The sequence below is a fragment of the Microcystis sp. M44BS1 genome (genome assembly GCF_020244875.1).
Taxonomy (GTDB): domain Bacteria; phylum Cyanobacteriota; class Cyanobacteriia; order Cyanobacteriales; family Microcystaceae; genus Microcystis; species Microcystis panniformis.
This window is the reverse complement of the sequence record NZ_JADBVM010000190.1, coordinates 1-15,034: the sequence shown is the minus strand read 5'-3', so window position 1 is coordinate 15,034 and position 15,034 is coordinate 1. Positions and strand designations below refer to the sequence as shown.

Sequence of the window (15,034 nt, the reverse complement as noted above, 5' to 3'; positions counted from 1 at the left end):
GTTCACGAAAGTTGCCACGATTACATACACATGAGCAAATAATTCATTCGGGAGCCGTGTGCTGGGAAACCCGCAAGCACGGTTCTAACAGAGAGGGGCGATGGGTAATACCATCCCTCGACTCTACCTAATAGAACGGAAGAGCGAACATTGTTATCAGAAAAATTCCTAGGGGCAAGGAGCGAATTTTAATCATTTTCCGGTTTCTCCATCGGTTTGTAGTCTTGTTTTAGCAATAATGCGGGTTTTCTTTAAATCTCCTTCGCTCAATTCTTCTCCCACCTGTAAACGGGTGGCATTAGTTTGGAGGACAGTGGCGGCATTTTTTTCTCCCAATTGTAGAGCGGTTTTGGCTGCGGTTTGTAGCATGGTGGCGGCGGCTGCTCGATCGCCCTGTTTTAATTTTTCTTCAGCGATTTGGGTTTGACGATATTTGGCTAAAGTGAGAACTGATTTCTGAACTTGCTCGTCTAATTGGGATTGATAGAGAGCTTGGGAGGTGATATCAAGGCTAAAAGTCGCAGTTTCTAGCCCTTTTTGACCGGAAGCGGGATCATCGTAGCGAATCTTCACTTTAGCTATGGTGTGAGTACCGGGGGGAATTTGGTCAATATAGAGATTGAGGAGGAGAATTTTTTCTTCATCTATCATTAAATCACCCAAACGGGTGATGTAAAAATTGCCCTCTTTTTGTAGGCTCATTTCTATAGTTTCTGGAGCAACTTGGGCAATGGGTTTTAACTCCGCTAAATGAGTCCTGGAATCTAATTCTAATTGCAGGAAAGCGTTAGTTAACCGCACAGATTGCAGACGGTTAAATAGACGAGTAAATTCAATTAAAGCTTGTTCGGGTCTTTCGATATAGGATAAACTTCCGCCGGCGATATCGGCAATTTTTTCTAGGATATCTTGATTCCAATGATCGCCAAAACCGAAGGTATTTAAGGTGATACCGTACTCAGCCGCTACTTCTGCCAATTTTAAACAGCGTTGATTATCTCCATGTTCATTTTCACCATCGGTAAGCAGAAAAATATGAGATACATAACCTTTGCTGCCGGTAGAACTTTCTTGAATACCTAATTTTATCCCTTCATCGATCGCCGTACCTCCCCCCGCTTGTAATTGTTGAATTTTTGAGCGAATTAAGGTCAGATCATCCTGTCGCGATTGGGAGGGAAGAATAACTTTGGCGCGATGATCAAAAGCTATTACCGAGAGACGATCATTAACCCCGAGGGATTCTATTAAACTGAAGGCCGCTTTTTTGACCGTTTCTAGGGGTTTTCCCTGCATAGAACCGCTATGATCGAGAACTAAACAAAGATTAATCGGTAAATTTGTGTTAATCTGTTCACTGGTGGCGGCGATCGATAGCATCAGTTGACGTTGACTGCTGGTTTGATTAGCGTCGATATGACTATCACTCAAGGCCGATTTTAGAGTTACCCGCATAAGAGTTTTTAATCGTGGTCGTTGATATTTCTATTGTAATGAGTATAATTAGATTTGTGCTTATTTTCCCATCCGACATCGAGTTAGACAAGTTCGATCATTGGGTGCATCTCATTTTTGTCAATCTACGATGCTCACCCGGGGTTGTTCATATATTGGGAATAATTTAAGAATCACCGATAATTCTTGATTGTCGATATTTTTACAAAGTTAAGATGCAGCCCCAGCTGTTCTTGTTGCAAATTTTACCTTAGCCAGTCGGACCGATTCTTTCGTGGAAGTCATGGCAAAATCTCTTTAACGCGAACTAAAGTTATTTACTTTTTTTGAGATGATAACAAATTGGCATCGATGTTGATCAGGGGAAGGGAGCCTGAACCACCCATGACGACAGGAAAACGTCCATCCCACTTTTCGATTGCTCGTTGTTGTAAAATTTCTGGTGTTAGGTTTTGGCGCAATAGTTTTTGAGCTTCCGCCTGTCCCTTTGCACGGTTGATTTCCGCTTTCGCTTCCTGTTCTGCTTGTTGTGCGCGAAAAGCAGCTTCTTGTGCCTTTTGTTCTGCTACTTGTTTGGCTTCAATCGCTGCGTTAAACTCTTCAGAAAAACCAAAATTAACGAGAGATACATCATTGATAATTATCCCATAACGTCTTAATCTTTCGGCGAGGGAAGTGTCAATTTCACGTTTGAGTTCTCCTCGCTCTTGCAAGATATTTTGTACGGGACGTTGTGCTGTTGCCGCTTTGACAATTTCCGATACTGCTGGGTTGATAATACCAGAGACAATCTCATTGATATCCCCAACTTGTTGATAAATCTGATTGACTTTGTCGGGGTCGATGTGCCAGTTAACGATAATAGTTGTTTCCACATCTTGCAAATCTTTGGAAGAACCTTTTGCCTTTACTTCCGTTGTTTGGACTCGAACGTTGAGGGTTTTGATCTTGGTGACAATCGGTACAACAGGATGAATTCCTTCATCGAGGATTTGTTTTTGCACTTTGCCAAAGTACATGACAACGCCGCGTTCGCCAGTATCAATAATAACAAAAGGGCGCAGTACGGTAGTAATGGCTAATATTAAAATTCCCCCCGCCATTAATGGTATTATATTGCGATTGTAATTCATGACAACTCCTGAGATATTCGATCGGTTTTATCGTAGCACTGTTCTTATAAGTAAGTAATCTCAATTAATTTTTAGATAGTGGGACAAGCTTCTGGTTCTTTGTATTTTATCTTTAATTGTAACCGGCTACTTAGTTGATGATAGGTGGTGCGTTACTTCAATCATACATCACACAATCACAGTCGATGATAGGTGGTGCGTTACGAGGGATTGTTACCCTCCAGTCACAGCAGCAATTTTGGCTGTCTAACGCACCCTACGTTTTACTTTTTGTTAACCACAAAGACAGGAAGTTAGGATTTTAACTAAGGGAGAGAAGAAAGGTTAGGGGAACCATTCAACAAAGCAGCGATCGCTTGTTCTAGGGCCAGGGAAATATGGGTCCAATGGGTTCCCCCCTGACAAAAAACGATATAGGGTTCCCGTAAGGGTCCATCGGCGGAGAATTCCGAGGTGCTACCATCGATAAACGTGCCACCAGCCATCACTACTTGGCTCTCATAGCCCGGCATTTGGGCAGGAATGGGATCCAAGTAGGAACCGATGGGAGAATAGGCTTGAATGGCTTTACAGAAGGCAATCAGCTTATCGGGGGAACCGAGTTTAATCGCTTGAATAATATCGCGTCGAGGCGCAAAAGGAGCCGGATTGACCGGATAACCCAACTTATCGCCCACATAGGCGATTAAATGACTGCCTTTCATCGCTTCTCCCACCATTTGCGGCGCTAGAAACAATCCCTGATAAAGAAGACGATTTTGGTCAAAAGTTGCCCCTCCCTCGCTACCGATCCCCGGTGCTGTCAGACGATAGCAGGCCATTTCCACTAATTCCGCTTTACCTGCTATGTATCCCCCGGCCGTGACGATTGTACCTCCGGGGTTTTTGATTAGAGAACCGGCCATCAGATCTGCCCCCACGTCGGTGGGTTCTTGGGTGTTGATAAATTCTCCATAGCAATTATCGACAAAACAGACCGTATTCGGGTTTTGTTGTTTAACTATACGGACAATTCTCTCGATTTCGTCAATAGACAAACTTGATCGCCAGGAATAACCGCAGGATCTTTGAATATGTACTAAACGGGTTTGGGGTTTCACTGCTGTGGCCAAGGCCAACCAATCGATCGCACCGGTAGAATCTAGCTCTAATTGCCGATAAACAACGCCAAAATCCTTTAAAGAGCCTTGACCACTGCCCCTAATCCCAATTACTTCTTCTAGGGTATCGTAGGGCGCACCCGCTACCGCTAACATCTCATCCCCCGGTCGAAGAACCCCATACAAGGCACAGGCGATCGCATGGGTTCCTGAAACAAATTGTACCCGCACCGCCGCCTTTTCGGCCCCCAGGGCTTGGGCGAACACTTGATCTAAAGTATCCCGTCCCAAGTCATCATGACCATAACCACTAACACTGGCAAAATGATGCACTCCGACGCGGTTTTCACGGAAAGCAGCGAGGACTTGACGGAGATTTTCCTTGACCTGTGCGTCAATTTCCGAAAAGATGGGGAGTAAGGCCTTTTCTGCCCTGTGGAGTAGAGGGGGGATATCCATCAAACAATAGACTGTGATATTTGTTACTATTCATTAAGCGTCAAAGTTCCCCCTGTGTCAAATCGAGACAGATAAGACGATGATGCTCTGTCTCCTGTTGTTTCCCTTTGGGTTATTCAATGACTGTTGCGACTTCCGAAAAACTTCCCATTGACTGGGTGACTCTCATCTACATGGCTTTTATCCACTTAGTGGCTCTTTTAGCCTTCTTGCCTAGCAATTTTAGCTGGGGTGCAGTGGGAGTGACATTGATTCTCTATTGGATTACCGGGGGTTTAGGAATTACCCTCGGTTTTCATCGTCTGGTCTCCCATCGGAGTTTTAAGACTCCCAAATGGCTAGAATACTTTCTGGTTTTCTGCGGGACCCTCGCTTGTCAGGGAGGTGCGATCGCATGGATAGGTTTACATCGTATTCATCATAAATATTCTGATACTGCTCCCGATCCCCACGATTCTAATAAAGGTTTTTGGTGGAGTCACATGGGTTGGATGCTGCACGAAATTCCTGCCGACGAAGAAATCGCTCGTTTTACCCAAGATATCGCCGACGATCCTTTCTATAAATTCTGTCAAAATTATTTTGTTCCTATCCAAATTGTTTTAGGCTTAATTCTCTATGCTATAGGCGGTTGGCCGTTTGTAATTTGGGGAATTTTTGTTCGCTTGGTCTTAGTTTTCCACTCCACTTGGTTTGTCAATAGCGCCACCCACAAATTTGGTTATGTTAGCCATGAGTCCCACGATAATTCTAAAAATTGTTGGTGGGTTGCCCTCTTAACTTTCGGTGAAGGTTGGCACAATAATCACCACGCCTATCAGTATTCTGCCCGTCATGGCCTACAATGGTGGGAAGTTGATCTGACTTGGATGACCATTCGTCTGCTGCAAATTCTAGGATTAGCTACTAATATTAAGTTACCCCCCAGCACGGCAACGGCGACAGAAAGTTAGTTTTATCCAGTTGTTAAATTAAATCTAGCCGAACTTATGTTTAAGTTCGGTTATTTTTTCTCCGACTTAACCCAAATCTAACGGCTTTTCCCACGGCACAACTGAGGAATATAGGTACTGCCAATCCTCCCCCAAAAAACGAAATCATTGATAGGATAAACTTGATTATTTCCTCCTCTGTCGAACATTGACTGGGAAAGCACAACTCATCCCAAGAGCGAAGGATAACCAACCAAAAAAGAAAACACACAGGGGAAATAAGAGGCAAAAAACCAGACCCCCCGCTAGACAGCCTAATCCATTGGCCTTTCTATTCGATTTCTTCTCTGTCACCATCTCTATCGCTAACTTTTTCTAACCCTTAGCATAAAAAGGTCAAACTATCAACTTTTTTAACAAATGTTTAATATTTACGCTGATGTGCCGGAAGGACACCAGAGAACGTATATTTAAAGCTAATCCCCAAATTATATTAAGTTTCTAATGAAAAAAATCTCGATTTTAGGCTCTACAGGCTCGATCGGCACTCAAACTCTCGATATTGTCACCGATCATCCCGATAAGTTTCAAGTGGTGGGATTAGCCACGGGTAATAATATTCAACTACTATCGGAGCAAATTCGGCAATTTCGCCCGCAAATCGTGGCGATTAATAACGAAGGTCAACTAGAAGACCTAAAAAGCCTAATTTCCGACCTTGACTATACCCCGATTATCCTAGCAGGAAAGGAAGGAGTAATCGAAGTGGCCCGTTATGGCGATTCCGAAAGCGTCGTCACGGGAATTGTCGGTTGTGCGGGATTGCTGCCGACAATTGCCGCTATTACTGCTGGTAAAGATATCGCCCTCGCTAATAAAGAAACCCTGATTGCTGGCGGTCCGGTGGTGCTGCCTTTAGTGGAAAAACACCGAGTTAAATTATTACCTGCTGATTCGGAACATTCAGCTATTTTTCAATGTTTACAGGGAGTTCCCACTGGGGGATTAAAAAAGATTATTCTCACTGCTTCTGGGGGTGCTTTTCGCGATTTACCCGTGGAAAAATTGCCGCAAGTAACCGTAGCTGATGCCCTGAAACATCCTAACTGGTCGATGGGCAGAAAAATCACCATCGATTCGGCTACTTTAATGAATAAAGGTCTAGAAGTTATCGAAGCTCATTATCTATTTGGTGTCGATTATAATGCGATCGATATTGTTATTCATCCTCAAAGTATTATTCACTCTTTAATTGAGTTACAGGATACATCGGTTTTAGCTCAATTAGGCTGGCCTGATATGCGTTTACCCCTGTTATATGCCTTGTCTTGGCCCGAAAGAATTTATACCGATTGGGAACCTTTAAATTTAGTTAAAGCCGGCAGTTTAACCTTCAAAGAACCCGATCATCAAAAATATCCCTGTATGGGATTAGCCTACGCAGCCGGCCGCGCAGGTGGGGCAATGCCAGCAGTATTAAACGCGGCTAATGAACAAGCGGTAGCGTTATTTTTAGAAGAAAAGATTAGCTTCTTAGATATTCCCCGGGTGATCGAAAAAGTTTGCGATCGCTTTGCAATTCATAACACTTCTACCCCTAGCCTAGATGACATTTTAGCCGCCGATAATTGGGCGCGTCAAGAGGTATCTAACTGTCTGATTGCCAATCTGGTCTAGATAGTCTAGATTCTGTAGGGATGTTAACTCTAATGTCTCTACAGGTCTAGGATAGAAAAATTACTAATTTCGGCTATTTTTTCTAGATAACCTTCAATAAACCTCTTGCCTAATTAATTTTTGAGGGTTCAAAAACGGCAAAAATAAGGATTAAATTGCCTAAAATCCGTAAATAGACCATTTAATTGATTATTATTGATTCTTAATTATCCTGACTACTGACTCCTAACCCTAACAACAATTTTTGATTTTTACAATGAGGTCTAATGACCCTGAAACTTGATCAAAAATAAGATAAAATAAACAAGATAGCGGTTATTACTTTTAATTTTCTATGGTTACAACTTCTCTATCCCTCCCCGAAATCGCCAGAGAAACCCGTCAAGCGAGTCGTCAACTGGCTATCCTGACTAACGAAGAAAGGAATGAAGCTTTAGAGGCTATTGCTGAGGCTTTAACTGCCAATGCTGATCAGATACTAGAAGCTAATATCGCCGATGTTCAAACAGCCAAGGCGATGGAATTATCCCCAGCTTTATGTGCGCGATTAGAGTTAAGTCCCAGCAAATTAAAAGCCGCTATTGCCGGGGTGCGAGATGTGGCTAAATTAGCAGATCCTTTAGCTACGATGCAAATTAATCGGGAATTAGATCAAGGTTTAATTCTGCGGAGAATAACCTGTCCTTTAGGGGTTGTAGGTGTTATTTTTGAAGCTCGTCCCGATGCTTTAATTCAAATTACCAGTTTAGCGATTAAATCTGGTAATAGCGTTATTTTAAAAGGGGGGAAAGAAGCGATCCGTTCTTGTCAAGCTTTAGTAACAATTATTCATCAGGCCTTGAGTGAAACTAAAGTTAATCCAGCGGCGGTACGATTATTAACAACACGAGAAGAAATTCAGGAACTCTTAAAACTCGATCAATACATCGATTTAATTATTCCTAGAGGTTCTAACGAATTTGTTCGTTATATCCAAAATAATACCCGCATTCCTGTCCTCGGCCATGCCGATGGTATCTGTCATCTCTACATCGACAAAGAAGCCGATTTAAGCAAAGCAATTAGGATTACCGTTGATGGCAAAACCCAATATCCTGCCGCTTGTAATACCATTGAAACTTTATTGGTTCATCAAGACATCGCTAGACAATTTTTACCCGCAGTGGCACAAGCATTAGAGGAAAAAAAGGTTAAATTATTGGGAGATGAAGCAACTCGTCAGATGATTAACGTACCATCGGCCACAGAACAGGACTGGCAAACCGAATATAGTGATTTAATTCTGTCAATTAAAATTGTCGATAGTCTGGAATCAGCGATCGAACATATTAATTATTACGGTTCTCGACACACGGAAGCCATTGTCAGCGAAAATTTTAACACGGCCAAAACCTTTAGCGATCGAGTCGATGCCGCCGGAGTTTTTCATAATTGTTCCACCCGATTTGCCGATGGTTTCCGTTACGGTTTTGGGGCCGAAGTGGGTATCAGTACCCAAAAAATGCCTCCCCGCGGTCCGGTGGGATTAGAGGGATTAGTGACCTACAAATACCAATTAGTGGGAGATGGTCATATTGTCGCCGATTATTCTGGGGAAAATGCCCAATCTTTCACTCATAAGGATTTATAGTCGAGAAAAAAGCCGATGTTTACAGGATTAATTCAAGCCTTGTCGAAAATTCGGGTCGTGGATACTGATAGACTTTATTTGTCTGTATCCTCTGATACAATTCTCCGAGATTTAATGATTGGTGATAGTGTGGCTGTGGATGGGGTTTGTTTGACAGTGGAGGAAATTCTCCCAGAGGGTTTTCTGGCCACTGCTTCCCCGGAAACCCTACAGCGCACTACTTTAGGACGGAGGATTCACACGGAAACCAACGTTAACCTAGAAACCTCTTTGCGGGTGGGTAGTAAAATCGGCGGTCATTTTGTCACCGGTCATGTGGACGGAATTGGCTGTTTAGTCGAATCGATAATCGTGGCTAATTCGTGGGAAATGACCTTTGCTGCCCCTAGTTCCCTAGAAGAGCAGTGGAATAACTACATAGCTCGTTATATCGTCGGTAAGGGCAGTATAGCTGTTAATGGCATTAGTTTAACCGTGGCCGATTGTGATGCCTCCGGTAGCTGGTTTAAAGTGGCTGTCATCCCCCACACCTACGCTGAAACCAATCTTTCCCATTTAAAATTAGGCGATTGGGTGAATCTAGAAGGGGATATTTTAGGCAAATATGTGGAAAAATTGCTAGGAATACGCTCTTATCACCCTCCTAGCGAGATTAGCCTAGAATTTCTGGCTGAACATGGTTATTAGTTTTCCAGAATAAGCCTTTTCAACATATAAATTTATTGGCAATTTATCGATTAATTTTAGTTTTAAAATTGCCAACCTTCTCGCTCCATTAAACCCTGAACATTGGTACAATCGATAGAAAAGTGTTGACAGACGGTGGGAATTTTGGGAGCATTAGGCTTTAAGGCTTCTTCGGTAATTACGCAACCGTCTTTTATCTTAGCACAGGCAATAATAAATGGATCTGCCACTGGTTTTCCTTGTAATCTTGCTTTTTGACTCACTAAATCCTTAAAGTTACTTATAGAAAAAATTTCGGCAATAAGTAGGGAGGCACAATTATTTGTAGGATGGGTTAGCGGTAGCGTAACATAATCGGGCGTTGGGTTTCATGCTTCAACCCAACCTACGTTCATCTTATATTTAATTCCACCCACCCACTTAAATAAAGTTTCCTGAGCAGTGGGTGGTAAAAATATTTGTTTATTGAAGTCTATCCAATCTAAAACAAATTGTTTATTATTGCCATATTCTACTTCTTTAAGCACTTCGCGTACTGATTTTAGCCTACCTTCTGACACAAGCAAATCAATTTTTTGCCAAACGGTAGGAAAACTTTTGGGAAAATAGTTTCCTAAAACCTTAAAACTACTTGTGTCAAAAATGTAAACCATCAAAACAGTCCTTTCTTTAATAAATATTTTTCAAGTTCTTCCACCATAGCAACTTTTTTAATGTTTAGATAATCGGCAACGCGCTCGATATCGTATTGGCCTTGATAGTATTTATTGAACACAAGTTTTAGGTAATTTTCTCCCAAATATGTCGCCTGATTAGCATAGTAATCACCTCCAGATTTTTTATTTTTGTCCTGACTTTTTCCCACCTGCTCACTGTACCACTCCCTTACTTTAAGAGTATATTCTTTCTGGGAGATTAAGTTATTATCTAATAGTTTTCGTAAAACTACTTCTCGACTAACCTTATAATCACTGGAAATTTTTGCGATAATTTTATCGTTAACTATTGTTTCTCTAATTATCTCAGAAAAAACATGATTAGGAAGCAGAAACTCCGCAGCAAATTTATTACAAAATATCTCGATATATTTATTTTCTCCTTGCAAACTATTAATATATCTATCGTCAGACTTAGTAATTCCATTAGTCTGCAAAAGAATATGTGCTAATTCATGAAAAATGGTAAATATTTGTCTAGCTTTTTCAGTGCTATTATTAAGATAGATGATTGGAAATTCAATATCTATCAAGCAAAATCCCGAAATTTCTCGCTGCTTAAAAGAACGCTTAAAAATAAAAATACCAGCTTCTTCCACGGCACTCCGCCATTTTTTTAAGGCAGTTTCACGATCATTCCAGGTCAGTTGTTCTTCTAGAGTAACGTTTAAATACTTTCTGATCTGTTCGGCTAATTTCCTTAAATCATCACTAGAACTAACCGAAATATCCTGAAAGATTTTTTTTGTACTAGGATTAATACCATTATTAATTTCCTGTAGCGACAATTGCATCGCTTTTGCTTGTCGTAAAGCATAGATAGTATCGGCGGCCAAATTTTCGATTTCAAAGTCTGGCAAAGTTCTAAATTCTTGTTTTTCCTCCGCTTCTAGGGGAGGTTCTGGGAAAAAGAATAAAGCGAGAGGACGTTTATATATTTCTGCTAACTTTTCCAATTGACTATAAGTGGGAAAGTCCTCTCCTGACTCCCATTTTTCGATAACAGAAACATCTTTTTTAAACTTGACCGCTACAGACTCAAGAGAATATCTCGCCCTTTCTCTTGCCCATTGGATTATCTTGGGATTAACGCCTGTCAGTTTGTCGCCCATCAGTTCATCTTATCATCACGAGATAGAGATTTCTAGCTTAATTTAGATCATGCAGTAGTTTTATTGTACTATATAATTACCCAAAATAGAGACGATGTACCGATTTCTGGATAGGTCAGCGAGGAATTGATAACTTTTTCCTATATAAAAACCCAATGAAAAGCTTGACATTAGCCAAAATCCCCAGACAATGTTAAGTTAAATTAACCAATAGCCGAGGCTTGTATTTAAGGAAAACCCCTTATGGTAGCAACACCAGTTCAACAGAAATACGACATTAAAGATATTAGTTTAGCCCCCATCGGCAAACAGCGCATCGAATGGGCCGGTCGGGAAATGCCCGTTTTGCGTCAATTAGCCGAACGTTACGCCATCGAAAAACCCTTTGCTGGACTGCGTTTAGTCGCTTGCTGCCACGTTACCACCGAAACCGCTAATTTAGCAATCGCACTAAAAGCCGGTGGCGCTGATGCGTTACTAATTGCCAGTAATCCCCTTTCCACCCAAGATGATGTGGCCGCTTGTTTAGTCGCTGATTACGGCATCCCCGTTTATGCAATCAAAGGGGAAGATAACGACACCTATCACCGTCACGTTCAAATCGCCCTCGATCATAAACCCCAGATTATCATCGATGATGGCTGTGATGTGGTGGCTACTCTAGTTAAAGAAAGAAGTCACCAATTACCTGACATTATCGGTACTACCGAAGAAACTACCACCGGTATCGTCCGTTTGCAAGCCATGCTCAAAGCTGGGGTGTTATCCTTCCCCGCAATGAACGTTAACGACGCAGAAACCAAGCATTTCTTTGATAATCGCTACGGTACAGGTCAATCTACCCTTGATGGTATCATTCGCGCCACCAATATCCTCCTCGCCGGTAAAACCGTGGTTGTGGCTGGTTATGGTTGGTGTGGTAAAGGTGTCGCTATGCGGGCCAAAGGTTTAGGCGCTAATCTAATTGTCACCGAAATCAACGCCGTGCGTGCCATTGAAGCGGCGATGGACGGTTTCCGGGTTATGCCCATGGATGAAGCCGCCAAAGAAGGCGATATCTTTATCACCGTTACTGGTAACAAGCACGTTATCCGGGCTGAACATTTTGACCTGATGAAAGATGGGGCGATTGTTTCCAACTCCGGTCACTTTGATATTGAAATCGACCTGCAAGCTTTAGGCGCAAAAGCCGATAATGTCAAGGAAGTTCGCAACTTTACCCAACAATATAGACTAAAAAGCGGTAAATCCGTCGTTGTTATCGGTGAAGGTCGCCTAGTTAACCTGGCAGCCGCCGAAGGTCATCCTAGCGCCGTTATGGATATGAGTTTCGCTAACCAGGCGATCGGTGTAGAATACTTGGTTAAAAATAAGGGTAAATTAGCCCCCGGTATCTACTCAATTCCCTACGAATTAGACCAAGAAATCGCCCGCTTGAAACTGCAAGCTATGGGGATTGAAATCGATACTCTCACCGAAGCCCAATTAGAATATATCAACTCCTGGACTTCCGGAACCTAATATCAGTTATCAGTTATCAGTTATCAGTTATCAGTTTTTTAGCCGTCAGGAGTCGGTCGTCAGGAGTCGGTCGTCAGGAGATTCCTTTGATTTATTCTTGCCACTTCCCCACTTCCCCACTTCCCCACTCCCCCACTTCCCCACTTCCCCACCCCTAACACCCAACCCCCTTTTTTTACTTTTAAACTGTTTTCTAAATCCTCAAAAAATATGACTGAATGGATTACAAATACAATGACTTCTATGGGCTATTTAGGCATAGCCCTATTAATGTTTTTAGAGAATCTTTTTCCTCCCATTCCCTCGGAATTAATTATGCCCCTAGCCGGTTTTACCGTCCATGAGGGACAAATGCAATTTATTCCGGCAGTGGTAGCGGGGATTGTCGGAACCGTAGTCGGAGCGCTACCTTGGTATTATCTTGGTCGGGTTGTGGATGAGGAAAAAATCGAAAAACTAGCCGATAAATACGGCAAATGGATTACCGTTTCCGCTAAGGATATTCAAAAAGCTAATCAATGGTTTAACCGTCACGGTAGTAAAGCAGTTTTACTTTGTCGTTTGGTCCCCGGAGTACGAACTTTGATTTCCCTACCCGCTGGGATGAATCACATGGCGATGATTCCCTTTTTAGTTTACTCTACCATCGGCACGACTCTCTGGGTCGTTTTTTTAACGGCAGCAGGTTACTTTTTAGGGAAGAATTACCCCCTTGTAGAAGAATATCTGGCTCCCGTGTCAAAAATAGCTCTACTTGTCCTGGTTATCTGGTTTATCCTCTGGATTATCCGCAAACGTAACCGCCGGTATGAGTAGGTGTTGATGAGAGGTGGTGCGTTACGACGGATTGTCACCTTCCAGTCACAGCAGCAATTTTTGCCGTCTAACGCACCCTACGTTTTACTGCTTATAAAGGGGCAAAAGGATAAGAATATACGAGGTTTTAATATGCCAACAATTAAACTACGTTCTCAGATTGGTAGAGATGGAATCTTACATTTAGATATACCGTCCGATTTTAAAGACACTGAAGTAAATGTTACAGTAACCGTTGAAGCGGTTCAAGAAGTCAGTGAAGATTTAGCAAGTAGAAAAGAGGAAAGAAAACCTCGCTATAATGCTTGGGGCAACCCAGTAGTAGAGCAATCTATTACCCAAGCTATTTCAGGAATGCGCCGTCTTCAAAAAACTGTAGCTTTACCTAAAAGTGAAATTCTTGCCATGCGAGAAGAAGGGAGACGGTTTTGATTGAGTTTGTTTTAGATTGTTCGGTAGCAATTAGCTGGTGTTTGGTCGATGAAGATAACGATTATGCTAACGCAGTATTAGACATAATGCCAAACGCCGAAGCATTTGTTCCCGAAATTTGGTCTTTAGAGATTGTCAATAATCTCCTAGTCGCAGAAAGAAGAAATCGGATGACGGTCGAGCAAACTCAAGCATCGATTAATTGGTTACAGTCTTTACTTATTACTATTTTTGGATTACCGCCGCGATGATTGGATTTTTCTGGGAGGTCAGGGATTCATGAGGAAAGGATGATATATAATGATAGTCTATGACAGAGAGAGACATTAAATACTGTTTGGTATTAGGAGAAAAGCTTTGCCACTGATTAAAATACCAAGGAATTATCTGATTGCTGAAGATGAAAATTTCATTACAGCAGACGTGCCAGATTCACTGCTTCAGCTTTGGCAAAAAGATTATCAAAAGGTGGTTAAAGCCAAAGGTATTCTTAAGGATAAAAAAGCGGCAATGCTATCTCATGTAGAGTCTCTTCGTCGGGAGTGGGATGGATGAAATACGTCTATGATACCAATATTTTTATTTATTATTTAGCCGATGACGATATAGTTACTTCTTTTTTCTCCCCAGCTTTTTTGAGTTTGCATCAGATTTTTATCTCACCAATTGTCAGAATTGAGTTACTCAGTTTTCCTACTTTGTCTAAGGAAGAAGAGCAGATAATTGAAGATTTACTCTCACAGTTTGAATTAATTCCCATATTGAGAGAAATTGAAGATCTGACTATTCAACTGAAACGACAGTATAAAATCAAGATTCCCGATGCCATTATTGCCGCGACAACATTGAGCCAAAATGGATGTTTGGTAACTAGAAATGTTGATGATTTTAAGGGGATTTCCAGTTTAAATATTAAAAACCCGTTTATTGATGAGGGCTAAATAATAGTAGAAGAGCGAGAATTAAAAGTTGACTTATCTGCAAAGTAGCTTACTACTGGAAACCGATAGATTGATGACAGCAACCAGTGCCAGGTATTGAAGTAGGAAAAAGCCTATGTTTTCGTTCTAGAAATCTGCAAAACTAAGCTTGACAAAAGACCTGAGATCGTTATATCTTACAGCTTACAAGTCTTTGCGCGATAGAAGAGATCTTTACCTAACGCCTCGCGAACGAATGCCATCCATTCCGGAGTATCTTTGCCAGGATTAGCACTATAACCAGGTAGGTGAGTTTTGGGGGATGCTGACAATATATAACCCGGTAGGTGGGCTTTGGGGGCTGCTGAATTAAAAGTTAACTGTCCGTAGGACAACCACCTCCAATCCTTAAATATACCTCCTTTTCTCCAGCCGACGCAATCG

14 protein-coding genes and 2 pseudogenes are annotated in these 15,034 nt (G+C 41.8%); 10 read left to right on the top strand and 6 right to left on the bottom strand.

Annotated elements, in window-relative coordinates; all coding sequences use genetic code 11:
- Positions 1–192 precede the first annotated feature (192 nt).
- From IM515_RS15320 to IM515_RS15310, 3 genes are all read right to left on the bottom strand, one after another.
- A complete protein-coding gene (locus IM515_RS15320; protein ID WP_287629092.1) occupies positions 193–1,455 on the bottom strand; it encodes a vWA domain-containing protein in 1,263 nt (420 codons plus the stop codon).
- A 317-nt stretch (positions 1,456–1,772) separates the two neighbouring features.
- Positions 1,773–2,588 (bottom strand): prohibitin family protein, encoded by an 816-nt coding sequence (locus IM515_RS15315; RefSeq protein WP_002769638.1) that lies wholly within the window; start codon positions 2,586–2,588, stop codon positions 1,773–1,775.
- A gap of 305 nt (positions 2,589–2,893) precedes the next feature.
- A complete protein-coding gene (locus IM515_RS15310; RefSeq protein WP_287629091.1) occupies positions 2,894–4,147 on the bottom strand; it encodes a methionine gamma-lyase family protein in 1,254 nt (417 codons plus the stop codon).
- Between the two features lie 119 nt (positions 4,148–4,266).
- Here IM515_RS15310 and IM515_RS15305 point away from each other — a divergent pair, with 119 nt between their 5' ends.
- The 4 genes from IM515_RS15305 to IM515_RS15290 all read left to right on the top strand — a co-directional run bounded on the left by IM515_RS15305 (position 4,267) and on the right by IM515_RS15290 (position 9,073).
- On the top strand, positions 4,267–5,100 hold the full coding sequence (locus IM515_RS15305) for an acyl-CoA desaturase (protein ID WP_190722723.1): 834 nt from the start codon (positions 4,267–4,269) through the stop codon (positions 5,098–5,100).
- A 483-nt stretch (positions 5,101–5,583) separates the two neighbouring features.
- Positions 5,584–6,756, top strand: a complete 1,173-nt coding sequence (gene dxr / locus IM515_RS15300; RefSeq protein WP_190722724.1) for a 1-deoxy-D-xylulose-5-phosphate reductoisomerase — start codon at positions 5,584–5,586, stop codon at positions 6,754–6,756.
- A 334-nt stretch (positions 6,757–7,090) separates the two neighbouring features.
- Positions 7,091–8,386: a glutamate-5-semialdehyde dehydrogenase gene (gene proA / locus IM515_RS15295; protein ID WP_287629090.1), complete on the top strand. Its 1,296-nt coding sequence runs from the start codon at positions 7,091–7,093 to the stop codon at positions 8,384–8,386.
- A 15-nt stretch (positions 8,387–8,401) separates the two neighbouring features.
- On the top strand, positions 8,402–9,073 hold the full coding sequence (locus IM515_RS15290; protein ID WP_287629089.1) for a riboflavin synthase: 672 nt from the start codon (positions 8,402–8,404) through the stop codon (positions 9,071–9,073).
- A 62-nt stretch (positions 9,074–9,135) separates the two neighbouring features.
- On the opposite strand, the pseudogene IM515_RS15285 reads toward IM515_RS15290, so the two are convergent.
- A pseudogene (locus IM515_RS15285) lies at positions 9,136–9,726 on the bottom strand (PIN domain-containing protein).
- A complete protein-coding gene (locus IM515_RS15280; RefSeq protein WP_287629088.1) occupies positions 9,726–10,901 on the bottom strand; it encodes an ImmA/IrrE family metallo-endopeptidase in 1,176 nt (391 codons plus the stop codon). The pseudogene IM515_RS15285 and the gene IM515_RS15280 overlap by 1 nt, the downstream one beginning before the upstream one ends.
- A gap of 243 nt (positions 10,902–11,144) precedes the next feature.
- On the opposite strand from IM515_RS15280, the gene ahcY reads away from it, so the two are divergent.
- The 6 genes from ahcY to IM515_RS15250 all read left to right on the top strand — a co-directional run bounded on the left by ahcY (position 11,145) and on the right by IM515_RS15250 (position 14,611).
- Positions 11,145–12,422, top strand: coding sequence for an adenosylhomocysteinase (ahcY, locus tag IM515_RS15275; protein ID WP_002755549.1), 1,278 nt, complete (start codon positions 11,145–11,147; stop codon positions 12,420–12,422).
- Positions 12,423–12,632: 210 nt separating this feature from the next.
- Positions 12,633–13,238, top strand: coding sequence for a DedA family protein (locus IM515_RS15270; protein WP_002769621.1), 606 nt, complete (start codon positions 12,633–12,635; stop codon positions 13,236–13,238).
- 6 nt (positions 13,239–13,244) lie between these two features.
- Positions 13,245–13,670, top strand: a complete 426-nt coding sequence (locus tag IM515_RS15265; RefSeq protein WP_287629087.1) for a hypothetical protein — start codon at positions 13,245–13,247, stop codon at positions 13,668–13,670.
- Positions 13,667–13,921 (top strand): type II toxin-antitoxin system VapC family toxin, encoded by a 255-nt coding sequence (locus tag IM515_RS15260; RefSeq protein WP_271926818.1) that lies wholly within the window; start codon positions 13,667–13,669, stop codon positions 13,919–13,921. Before IM515_RS15265 ends, IM515_RS15260 begins: the two co-directional genes overlap by 4 nt.
- Positions 13,922–14,027: 106 nt before the next feature.
- Positions 14,028–14,225 (top strand): hypothetical protein, encoded by a 198-nt coding sequence (locus IM515_RS15255; RefSeq protein WP_002789758.1) that lies wholly within the window; start codon positions 14,028–14,030, stop codon positions 14,223–14,225.
- Positions 14,222–14,611 carry a type II toxin-antitoxin system VapC family toxin gene (locus IM515_RS15250; protein ID WP_271926813.1) on the top strand — a complete coding sequence of 130 codons (390 nt, stop codon included), beginning with the start codon at positions 14,222–14,224 and terminating at the stop codon, positions 14,609–14,611. Before IM515_RS15255 ends, IM515_RS15250 begins: the two co-directional genes overlap by 4 nt.
- A gap of 176 nt (positions 14,612–14,787) precedes the next feature.
- Here the strand turns inward: IM515_RS15250 and IM515_RS15245 are convergent.
- Positions 14,788–15,034, bottom strand: a pseudogene (locus tag IM515_RS15245) (protein kinase); the annotation flags it as partial.